Raw genomic sequence first — 13,680 nt, forward strand, 5'->3', positions numbered from 1 at the left:
TGCGGGCGTTTGTGGTTAATCAATCATGAATTCTGAACGGGGGCTTGGCATGGTGAATGCCGCTAGCTGACGGGATGAGATCCAACCCGAATTCGGGAAACCGGAAGCGTCTGCCGGGTCTCACTATATAAAAGGACACGACCGAAGTAGGCTCGGGAATGTGTTTCGGGCAAGTCGCTGTTCAGGAACAGCTTGCCCCGCCGAGAACGCAGAACTTCGCGCAATGGGGATGGTTGAGGTTCACGTCGCGCTCCGCTTCGGCCAAGGTTTCGCCCAGTTCGAATTCCGGTGCATAGGGCAGCAGGGTGCAGGCCAGAACGGCCGGTTTTTCGGCGCCCTTGCGTTTCACCACCATCCGGGACGAGGCGCACATGACCGCGTCAGGGGATTTGTCGAGAATGCCCCAGCAGGCGGTGGTGATTTCCGGCACTTCGGCGGTTTCGTCCATTTCGGGGAATAGAACGGTCATCGCCGGGTCGTGCGCGTCGATGTCGAACCCGTAGTGTTCGAACAGCGCGTCGAAACCGGCGCGCGCATCGGGTTCGGATTCGGCCCATCGCATGCGGCCCGCGACAGCCATGCGCAACCCGGTGTCGCGCAGCCAGATCATGCCCTCGATGGTCTTGGCAAAAGCGCCTTTTCCGCGTTCCTCGTCATGATGGGCGGCGTCGAAGTGATCGAGCGAGATGCGCAGGGTGATCCGTTCGCCAAAGTCCTTTTGAAGATCCGCCAGCCCGGCGCGGATGCGCGGGCGCAGCATCGGCTGCATCGCGTTGGTCAGGATCAGAACCTCGTACCCGCGCGTCAGGGCGGCTCGGGCCATGTCGAGCATCTGCGGGTTCATGAAAGGCTCGCCGCCGGTAAACCCGATTTCACGGATCGGCCAGTTGCGCGTTTCGATCTGATCGAGATAGTCGGTCACCTCGTCAGCGGTGAGATAGACCAGCGCATCATTGGTAGGGCTGCTTTCGATATAGCAATTCGCACAGGTAATATTGCAAAGCGTGCCTGTGTTGAACCAGAGCGTTTCAGGATGGGAGAGCGCGACAGAGGCCCGTTCAGACCCGTCGGCTGTGATGCGGGGATCGACGAACTTGCCCGAATTTGCGCCCCGATGATCGAGATCTTTCATATACCTGTCCGAAAGCTAGAAACTTTGGCCAAATTATCCTATGGCTGGGGCAAAGTAAAAGCCGGTTTACAGAGTTGTGATGCGTCACGGAAATGATATGATGTTTGCGCTAACTTGCTAATCGGTGGAATGGCTTGGCAATCGGGCTAGGTGCCACGAGAAGATGCGGCATTTGTCGCGGACTGAAAGGACCGAAGATCATGGTTTCACGCGTTATCCCCGTCGATCCCTTTGATCTGGTGATCTTTGGCGGCACTGGCGATCTTGCAAAGCGCAAGGTCATTCCGGCGCTGTTCAGACGCTATTGTGCAGGTCAGATGCCCGAAGGCGCGCGGATCATCGGGGCGGCGCGCTCGGAACATGATGCTGAGGAATATCGTGAATTTGCCGCCGAGAGTATCCGGGAGTTTTCGCCGGGGCGTGGATGCGAGGATGGCACGCTGGAAGGTTTCCTGTCGCGGCTTGACTATGTGACCATCGACGCGATGGGGGAGGACGGCTGGGAAGAGTTGGCCTCAAAAATGACCGAAGACCGGGTGCGGGCATTCTATTTCTCGGTCGGACCCGGGCTGTTTGGCGCGCTGGCGGACAAGATCCACGCCCATGGCATGGCCACGCCCGAGGCGCGGATCGTCGTTGAAAAACCATTCGGGAACGACCTTGCGACCGCCAGGGAACTGAACGCCACGCTTGCCACGCATTTCGACGAAGGCCAGATTTACCGGATCGACCATTACCTCGGGAAGGAAACGGTACAGAACCTGATGGCAGTGCGTTTTGGCAATATGCTCTTCGAGCCGCTGTGGAATTCGCAATATGTCGACCACATCCAGATCACGGTGGCAGAGACGGTCGGTGTTGGCGGCCGGGGCGAATATTACGACAAGTCCGGCGCGATGCGGGACATGATGCAGAACCACCTGATGCAACTGTTATGCCTGATCGCGATGGAGCCGCCCGCGCGGTTCGAACCGGATGCGGTACGCGACGAAAAGCTAAAGGTGATCCGTGCGCTTGGCGATGTGCTGCCGCATCACCTTGTCCGCGGGCAGTACGATGCCGATGCGGATCATCCGAGCTATCGGGAGGCTGTTGATAATCCACGTTCCAAAACAGAGAGTTACGTGGCGCTTAAAACCCATATCAATAACTGGAGATGGGCCGGGACGCCGTTTTATCTGCGCACCGGCAAGCGGCTCAAGGCGCGATCCTCGGTGATCAACGTGATGTTCAAGGACACGCCGCATTCGATTTTCGGCGAGGAAGCCGGGCGCCATGCCAACGTGTTGTCGATCCGTTTGCAGCCGAACGAGGGCATCACTTTGCAGGTGACAATCAAGGAACCGGGACCGGGCGGTATGCGCCTGATTGACGTGCCACTGGACATGACCTTTGCCGAAGCTCTCGGCGAAGAAGGCGGCGATCCGCCGGATGCGTATGAGCGGCTGATCATGGACGTGATCCGTGGTAACCAGACCCTGTTCATGCGCGGCGATGAGGTCGAGGCCGCCTGGGCCTGGACTGATCCTATCATCGCAGGTTGGGAAGCGCGGGGCGATGTGCCCAAACCCTATGACAGCGGCAGCACAGGCCCGCGCGATGCGGAGCTTCTATTGCTTCGCGATAAACGTGAATGGCGGGGGATAACGCCTTGAAAATCAAGGAATATGCAGACCGGGATATGATGGCGATCGGGGTGGCCGACACGCTGGCGAGCGAGCTGGAATCCTGTCTGTTCAATCATGATTTCGCGTCTTTTGCCGTGCCGGGTGGCACAACGCCTGGGCCGATCTTTGACGCGCTTTGCGGTGTCGATCTGGACTGGTCGCGCGTGCATGTGTTGCCCACGGACGAACGCTGGGTGCCCGAAGGTCACGAGCGCTCTAACGCGCGCCTGATACGTGAGAGATTGCTTTCGGATCGGGCTGCAAAAGCCCGTTATATTTCACTTTATCGGGAAGGATCGGAGCCGGAGGAGGCTCTGGAGGCCATCGCCGAGACATTGACGCCCAAGCTTCCCTTGTCGCTTCTGGTGCTCGGAATGGGGGGTGACATGCATACGGCTTCGCTCTTTCCCAAGGCGCCGGGGCTTGAGGCGGCGCTGGGTCGCAAGGCGGGGCCGGTTGCGGTGATGCGGCCGGAAACCCAGCCGGAGACCCGGATCAGCCTGACCGCACCGGTGCTGGACGGGGCAATGTCCAAGCATCTGGTGATTACCGGAGCGGACAAGCGTGAAGCTTTGGAGAAGGCACGCGGCTTGCCACCGGAAGAAGCGCCCATTGGCGCAGTTTTATCAGAAATAACAGTTCACTGGGCAGAGTAATATATGCAGAACTTTAAGTATTTGGATTACAACCGAGATGCGGCAGCGTCACGTCACATTCTTGATCTGTTCGACACTGATGCGGGGCGGGCGGATAATTTCAGCGCCGATGCGGAAGAGATGCGGCTGGATTATTCCAAGACCAATATAGACCCTGATACCCGAGCCGCGTTGATCAAGCTCTGTGAGACCAGCAACCTGGCCGCGCGCCGTGACGCTATGTTCTCGGGTGCGGCGATTAATGAGACCGAGGGGCGCGCGGTTCTGCATACGGCCCTGCGCAATCTCGACGGTGACCCGGTGATGGTCGACGGGCAGGACGTGATGCCGGGCGTTCTGGAAACGCTGGAACGTATGCGGGACTTTGCCAATTCGGTGCGCTACGGTGCGCTGATCGGGGCCGGCGGCGAGATTACCGATGTGGTCAACATCGGCATCGGCGGTTCCGATCTGGGACCTGCGATGGCGGTTCTGGCGCTGGCGCCTTATCATGACGGGCCACGTTGTCATTTCGTGTCCAACGTGGACGGGGCGGATGTTTCGGACACGCTAAAGGGACTGGACCCAAAAACGACGCTGGTGATTGTCGCCTCCAAGACGTTCACGACCATCGAGACCATGACCAATGCGACGACAGCCCGGGACTGGATGGAGCAGGGCGGAGGTGACCCCGCGCGCCAGTTCGCGGCACTGTCCACCGCGCAGGAAAAAACGGCGGAATTCGGTATCGATCCGGCCCATGTTTTCGGATTCGAAGACTGGGTCGGCGGGCGCTATTCCGTCTGGGGGCCCATCGGGCTGAGCCTGATGATTGCCATTGGTCCTGCGAATTTCGATGACTTCCTGCGGGGTGCGCAGGCGATGGACCGGCATTTTTGCAAAACCGAGTGGGAAAAGAACCTGCCGGTGCTGCTCTCGCTCGTCGGGATCTGGCACCATCAGGTCTGCGGTTACGCCACCCGCGCGGTTCTGCCCTATGACCAGCGGCTGGCGCGGCTGCCCGCCTATTTTCAGCAGCTTGAGATGGAGAGCAATGGCAAGTCCGTGGCGATGGATGGCTCGACGCTTGATTACGCGTCCGGTCCGGTCGTCTGGGGAGAACCGGGCACGAACGGACAGCACGCGTTTTACCAGCTGATCCATCAGGGTACGGCGGTCATTCCCTGCGAGTTCATGGTCGCCGCCGAAGGGCACGAACCGGAGCTTGCGCATCATCACCGGCTACTGGTCGCTAATTGCCTTGCCCAATCCGAAGCGCTGATGCGCGGGCGCAATCTTGACGAGGCGCGGGAAAAAGTGGCGGGCAAATTCGAGGGGGCGGAGCTTGAACGGCAGGCGGCGCACCGGGTGTTCCCGGGCAACCGGCCGTCGGTCACGCTGATCTATCCCAAGCTGACGCCGTTCGTGCTGGGCCAGATCATCGCGCTTTACGAGCATCGGGTCTTTGTCGAGGGTGTGATCCTCGGGATCAATTCCTATGATCAATGGGGCGTCGAGCTTGGCAAGGAACTGGCGACATCGCTGGGGCCGATCGTTGACGGCACCGAGAGCGCTGCTTCCAAGGATGGCTCAACGCGGGCGCTCGTGGAGTATGTGAAAACACATCGCAAGTAATCGTTTCGTTGCAACTTGTGGTCTAGGTCGGTCTCTTGTGTGGTCCTCATAGGTTGTAATTTTCGGAAAATAATGCTACCCAAAAGCGTCCGATTATTTCGTCGGGCGCTTTTTCTTTGATTTTTTATAATTCATTTTTTTGGAGTACGATTATCATGTCAGGTATGTATCACGGCCTTTCGCGGCTGGACCAGCTGGTCAAGGTGTGTCTTCAGCAGGAAGGTCCGGACAAGCCCTTTGCGAGTGTCTTTGGCCGTCTGAGACCTCCCAATCCGGTATTCATCAAGAACATTACCCACAAGGATGTCATCGACAAGCTCGATGAGCTGTCCCAGACGATGGCGCGCGACGACAATGAGGACGGTCCGGCGGATGCGGGCATGACCTTTCTGGGTCAGTTCGTGGATCACGACATCACGATGGACGCGACCAGCGCGCTTGGGACCCGGATCGACCCGGCGACGATTGTCAATGTCCGCTCGCCCGCGCTCGATCTGGATTGCGTCTATGGCGCGGGACCCGACGCCTCGCCGCATCTTTATGGCAAGGACGAGGCGGAGCATTACCTGATGTTCGGCACGGCCCATAACGAAAGGGATCTGGCGCGGACCTCGGCGGAGAAGGCGCTGATCGGCGACCCGCGCAATGACGAGAACGTCATCGTGTCACAGATTCAGGGCATGTTTATCCGTCTTCACAACACGCTAATGAGCAAGATCGACGACGGAAATGACATGGCCGAGGAGATCTGCGAATGCGCCCATGGCGGGCTGGAGCCGCATGTCTGGCACGACTACGTCCATCCCAACCTGGAGAATTTCGAGGAAGTGCGGCGGTTTATTCGGCTGCATTACCAATGGTGCGTCTGGAATGAATTCCTGCCGTCCTTTGTCGATCAGGCCTGTCTGGACCGGGCGATGGCGACGGATGTGTTCAGCTGGAACGCGCCGGTGATGCCGGTGGAATTCAGCGGCGCGGCCTATCGCTTTGGCCATGCGACGACGCAGGCGGGGTATAGGCTGACGGCGGATGGCGATCAGGATCACCTGTTCAAGTTCCTCGGGTTTGGCAAGCGCCCGGTAGAGTCCGATATGGATATGGCGATGTTCTTCGAGATGAAGGACGGGCCGAGCGTGCAAAAGGCACGGCCGGTTGGGCCGGGACTGGGGCGCACACTTCTGGAGCTGCCTTTCGTAAAGGACGAGATCGAGTTGAGCGATATCGAGCTGACGATGACCCTTGGGCAGTCGAAAAACCTCGCCCTGCGCAACATGATCCGCGACCGCTATACCTATCAGCTTGCCTCGGGGCAGCAGATGGCCGCTTTTCTTGGCGAAGAGGAAGTCGCGGTGCCGGATGTGCTTAAACAGGCGGGTTTTGCCAAGACGCCGCTATGGTTCTACTGCCTTCAGGAGGCAGAGCAGCATGGCAATGGTAAGCTGACGGGCGTTGGGGGGCTGATCGTTGCTTCGGTCTTTGCGAACCTGCTCAAGCGGGACAGGACGACATACCTGCACCATCACCATTTTGAGCCGTGGAAGGGCTTTGGCGGGCAGCCGAGCGTGCTGGCCGGGATGATAGCCTATGTCGAGGGACACTGGTCCGATAGCAACCACCGCGAGGCGTTGAAATCGGGCTAGGCGACCGGCACGTTGCCTGTCGCGACAGGGGGAAGGCCCAACACCCCCTGGTTGGGGCGGCCTTGATGGTCGCCCTAACGTTCGTCCCGGGCGCCGTCGAGTGACATGAACTGTTCGCGCAGCCCCTCGGGAAGCGGGTAGCGGCCAGAGCCATCGGGTTTGTCGAGCACGATCACTGCCTGCATCCGCGCGCGCATGTCCCCGGACCAGACCTGCTGGTCGAGCGTATAGGAGGAATTGCGGAACGCGGTGACCTGACAGGTGGCTATATAGCTTTCCTTGATCACCATTTCGCGAATGTAACGCAGCGTAATACTGTGGACCATGAACCGGGGACGCTGGTCAAAGAAGGACAGGCAGTAGGCGTCGGAATAGGCCACGCGGGCGGATTCCAGCCAGCTGATATAGGCCTTGTTATTGACGTGGTTTTGCGAATCCAGCTCGGAAAAGCGGACTTTATCGGCAATTGCCATGCGCTGCGGCGTGGTTACGCCATGTGCGATCTGCTCTTCTGCACTGAGCGGTGTGTGATAGCGAAGCTCCATGTTGAATGGGCTAGTCCAGTGCGACTTTCGTCGCAAGGTCATTCTTGCAAAGCCTCGAAATCATTGTCAGTTTGATCGGCGGAGAGACATCGGGGAGGGATTGGTGCGAAACGGCCGCTTTCGCCCGTGTTTTCAGAAAATTTTGGACAATGCCGGGAGAGGAAGTCTTCCGGACATGGAAGAAGAGGAGCCTGCCATGCTGGGCCAGATGATGAACAAACCGCTGCTGATATCTTCGCTGATCGATCACGCGGAGACCTATCATGCGGATACAGAGATCTTTTCGGTAGAAACAACCGGCGGCGTCGAGACCGCCACATGGGGCAGCGTCGCCGCCAATGCGCATCGGCTGGGGTCGGTGCTGAGCAAACTGGGCCTGTCCGAACAGGCGCGCTGTGCGACTCTGGGGTGGAACAACCGTCGCCATCTCGAGATTTACTATGGCGTGTCAGGCGCCGGTTTCGTGTGCCACACGATCAACCCGCGTCTGTTCCCGGAACAGCTCGTGTTCATCGCCAACCATGCCGAGGACGAGGTCCTGTTCTTTGACAAGACATTCGTGCCGCTGGCCGCGCTCTTGGCGGACAAGGCCGAAAAGCTGAAGCATCTGGTCTACATGGGCCCGCGCGACGAGGAAGTCGCCGAGAAGGTGCCGAATGTGACCTTCTATGACGAGATGATCGCAGAGGGCGACGCGGATTTCGCCTGGCCCGAATTCGATGAGAATACCGCGTCGAGCCTGTGCTATACCTCGGGCACCACGGGCAATCCCAAGGGCGTGCTCTATTCGCACCGTTCGACCGTGCTGCATGCTTTTGCGGCCAATTCCATCGACTGCATCGGCTTCTCGGCGCGCGACGTGGTGATGCCGGTTGTGCCGATGTTCCACGTCAATGCATGGGGCGCGCCTTATTCCTGCGCCATGTCGGGATCGCGGATGGTGATGCCCGGACCGGGTCTGGATGGCGAAAGCCTTGTCAAACTGATCGACAGCTATGACATCACGCTGGCGCTTGGGGTGCCGACGATCTGGCTGGGCCTGCTGGGCTATGCGGCCAAGTCCGGATCCAAGCTGGACTCGCTGGAACGCACCGTGATCGGTGGTTCGGCCTGTCCGCCGTCGATGATCGACACCTTCCGCGACAAATACGGCGTCGACACGATCCATGCCTGGGGCATGAGCGAGATGAGCCCGCTTGGGTCGACCAACCAGCCGCTGGCGAAACATGCCAAGCTATCGGTCGAGGCGCAGCGCAAGCTTCGCGAAAATCAGGGCCGTCCGCCCTATGGTGTCGAGCTTAAGATCGTCGACGACAATGGCAAGCAACTGCCCAATGACGGCAAGACGCAGGGCGACCTGATGGTGCGCGGCTACTGGGTGCTCGACAGCTATTTCCGTCAGGAAGACGAGGACCTGCTGGATGACGGCTGGTTCGCCACGGGCGATGTGGCCACGCTGGACCCGGATGGCTATATGACGATCCGCGACCGGTCGAAGGATATCATCAAGTCGGGCGGTGAGTGGATCAGCTCGGTCGAGCTTGAAAACATCGCCATGTCGCATCCCAAGCTGGCCAACGCGGCGGTGATCGGTGTGCCGCATCCCAAATGGGACGAGCGTCCGTTGCTGGTTGCGGTCAAGGCCGAGGGCGAAGAGCCGAGCAAGGAAGAGCTGCTGGCCTATTTCGAGGACAAGATCGCCAAGTGGCAGATTCCCGATATGGTGGTCTTTATCGACGCGCTGCCGCTGAACGCCACCGGTAAAGTGCTCAAGCGTAATCTGCGCGACCAGTTCAACGACGTTCTGAGCGCCTGATATAAGGCCGAGTTAAAGCGAAACCGCCCCGTCCGGGTTACGCCGGGCGGGGCGGTCTGTGTTTTAGGTCGGGGGGGCGCAAACCGTGTTGGTGGGTTATGTGCTTCAAGCCGGACCTTTCGGGCAAAGCGCGGCGGAGGTTGGGAAAGCGCCCTCCTAAAATTGGCAATGAGCGTTATTGGAAAAGTAGCTGCGTATTTTTCCCGTCAGAAGTGGCTGCGCAACTAAAGCGAAACTCAAGGTGGAAGGGGCGAGTTGAACAATGCTAGAATAAAACGTTGTCGTTAAAGTTGAACGCGTCTGCATCAACCCCCTCAAGATAGATCCAAGCGCCGTCGTAACCATAGGATAACTGAACGAGTGTGCCTTCGACACCAAATCGGTTGTCTGATCCATTCAGCGTCGTGACGGTATGCGAGAGTACGTAATTCGGATTTTCGCTGGCCTCCAGCCAAGCAGAGACATCGAATGTCTCCTTCGCAGCTTTGAAGTCATCTAATATGATGGTTGCGTAACAGTCCGCATTGAAAACAAAACGATCGACACCGCCTCCGCCGGTAATCCGCGTTTCGCCGGCATTCTGAAAAACAAAAATGTCGGATCCACCGCCACCTTTGGCAAGGTTGAAATCGCCGGAATACTCCCAGTCGAACAGAAAAGTGTCCGATCCGCCGCCGCCAAGCATCAGGTCGCTCCCTGCGCCGGCAATTAGCGTGTCGCTGCCTTTGCCGCCAATCAGATGATCGTCACCGCTGCCACCGTTAAGGATGTCATCACCTTTCTTCCCTTTCAGGGTGTCGTTACCCGCTTCTCCCCAAAGCCGGTCATCTTTACGGTTTCCGCGAGCGACATCATCGCCAGACCCCATAAACTGTGCGCGTCCCTTGGCGGCAACATTTTCGTCCGCGCCGGATCTAAAGACCGCCGATACAGGTGTCTCTTCAGCGCCGATGTAAACTTCTTTAACGACCTTCAGGTTCTTAGTTGTTGTGGAAATGTTATCGGCAGTGAGGTGGCCACTCCAGGACTTGCTGACATGCAATTCCACACCGCCGTCAAACACGATCTTCAGATTGGTCTGCAAACGATCATCATCGAAAACAGTCCGGGCCTTTATGTCTGACAGATCAAGATCAGTCCCATAAAGTTTGATTCTGTCATTTTCGCCAAACACCGAAAATTCCATCGATCCGGACAGATCAAAATGCAGCGTGTCAGTGCCTTGGTCAGGGTCGACGCTTTGAATTTTTCCAATGCTTCCAAAGACGTGAACACCGACGAAATCCGTAAAACCGGCCTGCGACATCACAAAAGCTTGGTCGTTCCCTTCCGACAATATGAAGTAGTCATGCAGTTTTCCCGAAACGACAACCTTGTCGTTGCCCTTGCCGAGATCAGTTTCCCCGGACAATCCAAAAGTCGACTCCTCTCTTGCATCGTGGTGATTCAGAAAAAGAGAGTCGCTGCCATTCCCAAGATCGATGGAAGTATCTAAGAGATCCCGTTGGTCATTCCGCCCCATGCCGACTGCGTGATACTGATCCCTACCACCATCGCCATGAATCTCGCCGAAGCCGGTTAAGATGTCTTTGCCTCCTCGCCCTCGCAGAAAGTCCAGACCACCTTTGCCTACGATCAGATCGTCCTTCTTCGTGCCGATTAGTGTGTCGTCGTTCGCATTACCAACAAGAAACGCCATAATAATTTCCCCACCCACATAGAATTTATCAATCCCGAAACGACTAAATGAACATCAGTCTTAGGTCCCTAAGTAGGTCTGGGGGAACGGTCGGATCCTGTCAAGCAAGTGTCTGTTCACATATTTCAGATTTGAGGATTTAGTTGTTTTGCTTCGGAAGACTTGACGAGATCTGTACGCACCTTCCGAAAATGTTCATTTAGGCTAAGCTGGACGCCTGCTGCGCCAAGGGTGCGTGAATACTCATGGTCGAAGCCAATAGGGATCCAGAACAGAACCCAGCTTCGTCTTGCATAGCGGACCCACATGTTTTGCGGATAACCGCTACAGGATCGCTTCAGGACGGGTTCTTGTTCTTTTTCAGCTCGGCCAGAAGTGCGTTGAGCATCGCGTCCACATCCGCGTTAGACCAGCGGTGATCCGCAGATTCCGGGTAGCGGTCGAATGACATGTCGAATTCCAGTCCCCAGTCCCGCGCGAGCCTTTCGTTGGCATCCGCGAAATGAGCGAGAAAGGCGCGCGCTTCGTCCTTTGTCGGAAGGAAGGGCGAGCTGCCTTCGACGCGGCTGAGGATACGGTCGATCCGCGCGTCCTTGAGTCCGAGGCCCGAGAGTTTCAGGCCGAGATAGGTGGCATTGCCGTCATATGAGGTATTTTTCCACTCGGCGCTCGCGAATTTCGCTCCGGTCCGATGGGCGAAATCCGCCACGACATCTCCGTCTCTCAGGGAGGCGGTTTCAAACGGCACCACGGTCACGTTTTCCTTGCCGAAGGCGTCGGCTCAAAGGTTCAGCTTGGCGGCGTAGTCGAAGTAGCTCTGGAAATGCGGTTGATAGACGGGCAGGGGCGTATCATTCACCCCGTAGAACCGGCTCGCAGGTTTGTTTCCGATCACTTGCCGACGGTGGGAACTGGCCAGCAGGTCCTGGCGGCGCAGGTAGCAAAGGATTTTGACGTGGCCGAACCTCGGGACGACGATATCGCGGAGTGCCCGGATATCTTCGGAATCGTTCAGCCAGAACATGCCCTCATCTGAGGTAATGGCCGTTGCCTTTTGCGGGGTCAGAACATTTTCCGCGTGTTTCACGCGCAGGACGCCTCGAAATGCCGGACCTTCATCAGCCGTGTTTGTCATCCGTCCGTTCTGGCGGACGTTGATGTAAACGGGGTCATTGCGATCTGTTTGCTTCAACGCGGTGCGCAGCGCTTTCTGGATCGATGTGGTACCGGTCTTGTGAGATCCGATATGGAGGATGAGGTCACCCATTCAGGGGCTCCGAATTACGGTCATGTCAGGTTTGATCGGGTGTAGCCCCGGTTTCTGGCCGTTTCAAACGCTATTCTCGGAGCTGTGCCGGAAAGGTCGGGGGGCTTCAATAAAAGCAACGGCGTTTTGTCGGAAAGAAACCTTGGAGCGGGTAACGGGAATCGAACCCGTAACTGAAGCTTGGGAAGCTTTCGTGATACCTTTTCACCATACCCGCCGCTCGGCGCTGAGGTAGCTGTTCACCTGTTCGCCGTCAAGTAGTTCGACGGGGGGCGGATGTTCATATCGTCTTTTTCAGGCACGTTGACCGGCCGATAGAAACGCCAGCGCTGCATGCGTTCGTAGACGCTGTCGTCTATGTGGTGATCGCCGGGAATCGCGCGAGGTTCCGACCACGGGATATACCAGCCAAAGCCGCGTTTCGAGGGCCATTCGCGGCGCTTAGTCGTCTTTGGCAGGATCTCGAGCGGCCACCAGCCGGGCCCCATCGAGGAATGGATCGGCGCCATCGCATCTGGCTTGGCATAGATATCCCCGGCGCGGGTGCGGGCCTTGGTATCGCCGCCCCTCAGGAAATCGTCCCGGTAGCCCTTGTGAAAGCTCAGGCCGGAAAGCGGCGCACGGCCGTCCTCGGCATCGGCCTGCGCCTCGAATTCGGCAAGCTGGTCGAGCATCCAGAGCAGAGAGATCTTGCCGATGCCGCTGTAATATTCGCGATTGGTGCCGCCGATGTCGCCGTGAAACCCTGGAAACCAGCGCTGTTGGACATATTGCCAGCGTTTCGCCGCGGGCTGCTTGAAGCGATTGCCATAATAGGACGACGGCACCCAGGGCAGGGCGCGGAACATGGAGCGTCTTTCATCCACAGCCTGCGCATGCAGCACGATCCGGACCGAGCGGTTGCGCATGACATTGGCGTGGGTGGCAAGCTCCATCGGGCTGCGCCAGCGGGCGAGGTTGCGCAAGGGTCGCGAGAACCGCGCCATCGATGCCACCGTGTCGAACAGGCCCAGCGCGCGGATCGGCACGTCCGGATCGGGGGACAGCACGTCGTGAAACTGCCTGAGTTTCTTGAAAACCACCTCATCGGGCTGGCCGCGATCCATGTCCGTCACCAGCCGGTAGGCGCGATAGGCCCCGGTGATCAGGTGCAGCTTGTCCGGCGCGACAAGGCCAAAGTTGTGAACGAAGCCGGCAAGGATGCGCGCCGCATAGGCACCGCGGGAAAAGCCAAAGATATAGATCCGGTCCGGGTCGATGTCGCCCTCGGCGATGTCAGGCACCGTCACGCCCAGATCCCGCGCATCCTGTTCCAGCCGCTCGCGCCGCGCCCGATGAGCGGCCTGTTTCGCGTCGCGGCCCTGGTAGGTGCGGCAGAGAAATCGGTAGGCATCGAGCACGTCATCCTCAAGCCCCATGCCGAATGCCAGCCCTAGCAGCGAGCGTGTCTTGTTGATCAGTTTCGAGCCGAAAAGCCGGGGACCGTCCATCGTGCCCACCCCCGGCACGTAATGGGTGATCTGGTCTTCGCCCTGAGTCAGGCCCTTGTAAAGCTTGAGCATATTGCTTTCGCGGTCGCCGACCTCATTGCCGGTGCCGTCGAAACAGATGACAATCCTGCGCGACATTGAAAATTCCTTGCTG

11 protein-coding genes and 1 tRNA gene are annotated in these 13,680 nt (G+C 58.2%); 5 read left to right on the forward strand and 7 right to left on the reverse strand.

Annotated elements, in window-relative coordinates; genetic code table 11:
• Nucleotides 1-181: 181 nt before the first annotated feature.
• Nucleotides 182-1,132 carry a radical SAM protein gene (locus tag MF268_RS12455; RefSeq protein WP_238371197.1) on the reverse strand — a complete coding sequence of 317 codons (951 nt, stop codon included), beginning with the start codon at nucleotides 1,130-1,132 and terminating at the stop codon, nucleotides 182-184.
• A 200-nt stretch (nucleotides 1,133-1,332) separates the two neighbouring features.
• On the opposite strand from MF268_RS12455, the gene zwf reads away from it, so the two are divergent.
• The 4 genes from zwf (at nucleotide 1,333) to MF268_RS12475 (ending at nucleotide 6,709) form a co-directional block, all read left to right on the forward strand.
• Nucleotides 1,333-2,787, forward strand: a complete 1,455-nt coding sequence (gene zwf / locus MF268_RS12460; protein WP_238371198.1) for a glucose-6-phosphate dehydrogenase — start codon at nucleotides 1,333-1,335, stop codon at nucleotides 2,785-2,787.
• Nucleotides 2,784-3,455, forward strand: a complete 672-nt coding sequence (gene pgl / locus MF268_RS12465) for a 6-phosphogluconolactonase (protein ID WP_238371199.1) — start codon at nucleotides 2,784-2,786, stop codon at nucleotides 3,453-3,455. Before zwf ends, pgl begins: the two co-directional genes overlap by 4 nt.
• A gap of 3 nt (nucleotides 3,456-3,458) precedes the next feature.
• A complete protein-coding gene (pgi, locus tag MF268_RS12470) occupies nucleotides 3,459-5,069 on the forward strand; it encodes a glucose-6-phosphate isomerase (RefSeq protein WP_238371200.1) in 1,611 nt (536 codons plus the stop codon).
• 155 nt (nucleotides 5,070-5,224) lie between these two features.
• The gene (locus MF268_RS12475; protein WP_238371201.1) at nucleotides 5,225-6,709 is read left to right on the forward strand and encodes a peroxidase family protein; all 1,485 of its coding nucleotides are present in this window, start codon (nucleotides 5,225-5,227) and stop codon (nucleotides 6,707-6,709) included.
• A gap of 74 nt (nucleotides 6,710-6,783) precedes the next feature.
• Here the strand turns inward: MF268_RS12475 and MF268_RS12480 are convergent, their stop codons facing one another.
• The gene (locus MF268_RS12480; RefSeq protein ID WP_238371202.1) at nucleotides 6,784-7,296 is read right to left on the reverse strand and encodes an acyl-CoA thioesterase; all 513 of its coding nucleotides are present in this window, start codon (nucleotides 7,294-7,296) and stop codon (nucleotides 6,784-6,786) included.
• Nucleotides 7,297-7,450: 154 nt separating this feature from the next.
• Between MF268_RS12480 and MF268_RS12485 the strand changes: the two genes are divergently transcribed.
• The gene (locus tag MF268_RS12485; protein WP_238371543.1) at nucleotides 7,451-9,070 is read left to right on the forward strand and encodes a long-chain-fatty-acid--CoA ligase; all 1,620 of its coding nucleotides are present in this window, start codon (nucleotides 7,451-7,453) and stop codon (nucleotides 9,068-9,070) included.
• A 265-nt stretch (nucleotides 9,071-9,335) separates the two neighbouring features.
• On the opposite strand, the gene MF268_RS12490 is transcribed toward MF268_RS12485, so the two are convergent.
• The 5 genes from MF268_RS12490 to MF268_RS12510 all read right to left on the reverse strand — a co-directional run bounded on the left by MF268_RS12490 (nucleotide 9,336) and on the right by MF268_RS12510 (nucleotide 13,664).
• A complete protein-coding gene (locus MF268_RS12490; protein ID WP_238371203.1) occupies nucleotides 9,336-10,769 on the reverse strand; it encodes a calcium-binding protein in 1,434 nt (477 codons plus the stop codon).
• 337 nt (nucleotides 10,770-11,106) lie between these two features.
• Nucleotides 11,107-11,520, reverse strand: coding sequence for a hypothetical protein (locus MF268_RS12495; protein ID WP_238371204.1), 414 nt, complete (start codon nucleotides 11,518-11,520; stop codon nucleotides 11,107-11,109).
• 30 nt (nucleotides 11,521-11,550) lie between these two features.
• Entirely contained in the window at nucleotides 11,551-12,036 is a 486-nt protein-coding gene (locus MF268_RS12500) for a hypothetical protein (RefSeq protein WP_238371205.1), read from the reverse strand.
• 143 nt (nucleotides 12,037-12,179) lie between these two features.
• Nucleotides 12,180-12,253, reverse strand: a tRNA-Gly gene (locus MF268_RS12505).
• Between the two features lie 22 nt (nucleotides 12,254-12,275).
• Nucleotides 12,276-13,664: a T6SS phospholipase effector Tle1-like catalytic domain-containing protein gene (locus MF268_RS12510; protein WP_238371206.1), complete on the reverse strand. Its 1,389-nt coding sequence runs from the start codon at nucleotides 13,662-13,664 to the stop codon at nucleotides 12,276-12,278.
• Nucleotides 13,665-13,680 lie beyond the last annotated feature (16 nt).

This window comes from Heliomarina baculiformis (assembly GCF_019966545.1).
In the GTDB taxonomy this organism is placed as follows: Bacteria; Pseudomonadota; Alphaproteobacteria; order Rhodobacterales; family Rhodobacteraceae; genus Heliomarina; species Heliomarina baculiformis.

Excerpts from the sequence above, each read along its gene's own strand:
- zwf (WP_238371198.1), top strand. The coding sequence starts at position 1,333 with ATGGTTTCACGCGTTATCCCCGTCGATCCCTTTGATCTGGTGATCTTT.
- MF268_RS12490 (WP_238371203.1), bottom strand. The coding sequence starts at position 10,769 with ATGGCGTTTCTTGTTGGTAATGCGAACGACGACACACTAATCGGCACG.
- MF268_RS12500 (WP_238371205.1), bottom strand. The coding sequence starts at position 12,036 with ATGGGTGACCTCATCCTCCATATCGGATCTCACAAGACCGGTACCACA.
- MF268_RS12455 (WP_238371197.1), bottom strand. The coding sequence starts at position 1,132 with ATGAAAGATCTCGATCATCGGGGCGCAAATTCGGGCAAGTTCGTCGAT.
- MF268_RS12475 (WP_238371201.1), top strand. The coding sequence starts at position 5,225 with ATGTCAGGTATGTATCACGGCCTTTCGCGGCTGGACCAGCTGGTCAAG.
- MF268_RS12510 (WP_238371206.1), bottom strand. The coding sequence starts at position 13,664 with ATGTCGCGCAGGATTGTCATCTGTTTCGACGGCACCGGCAATGAGGTC.
- MF268_RS12485 (WP_238371543.1), top strand. The coding sequence starts at position 7,451 with ATGCTGGGCCAGATGATGAACAAACCGCTGCTGATATCTTCGCTGATC.
- MF268_RS12480 (WP_238371202.1), bottom strand. The coding sequence starts at position 7,296 with ATGACCTTGCGACGAAAGTCGCACTGGACTAGCCCATTCAACATGGAG.
- pgi (WP_238371200.1), top strand. The coding sequence starts at position 3,459 with ATGCAGAACTTTAAGTATTTGGATTACAACCGAGATGCGGCAGCGTCA.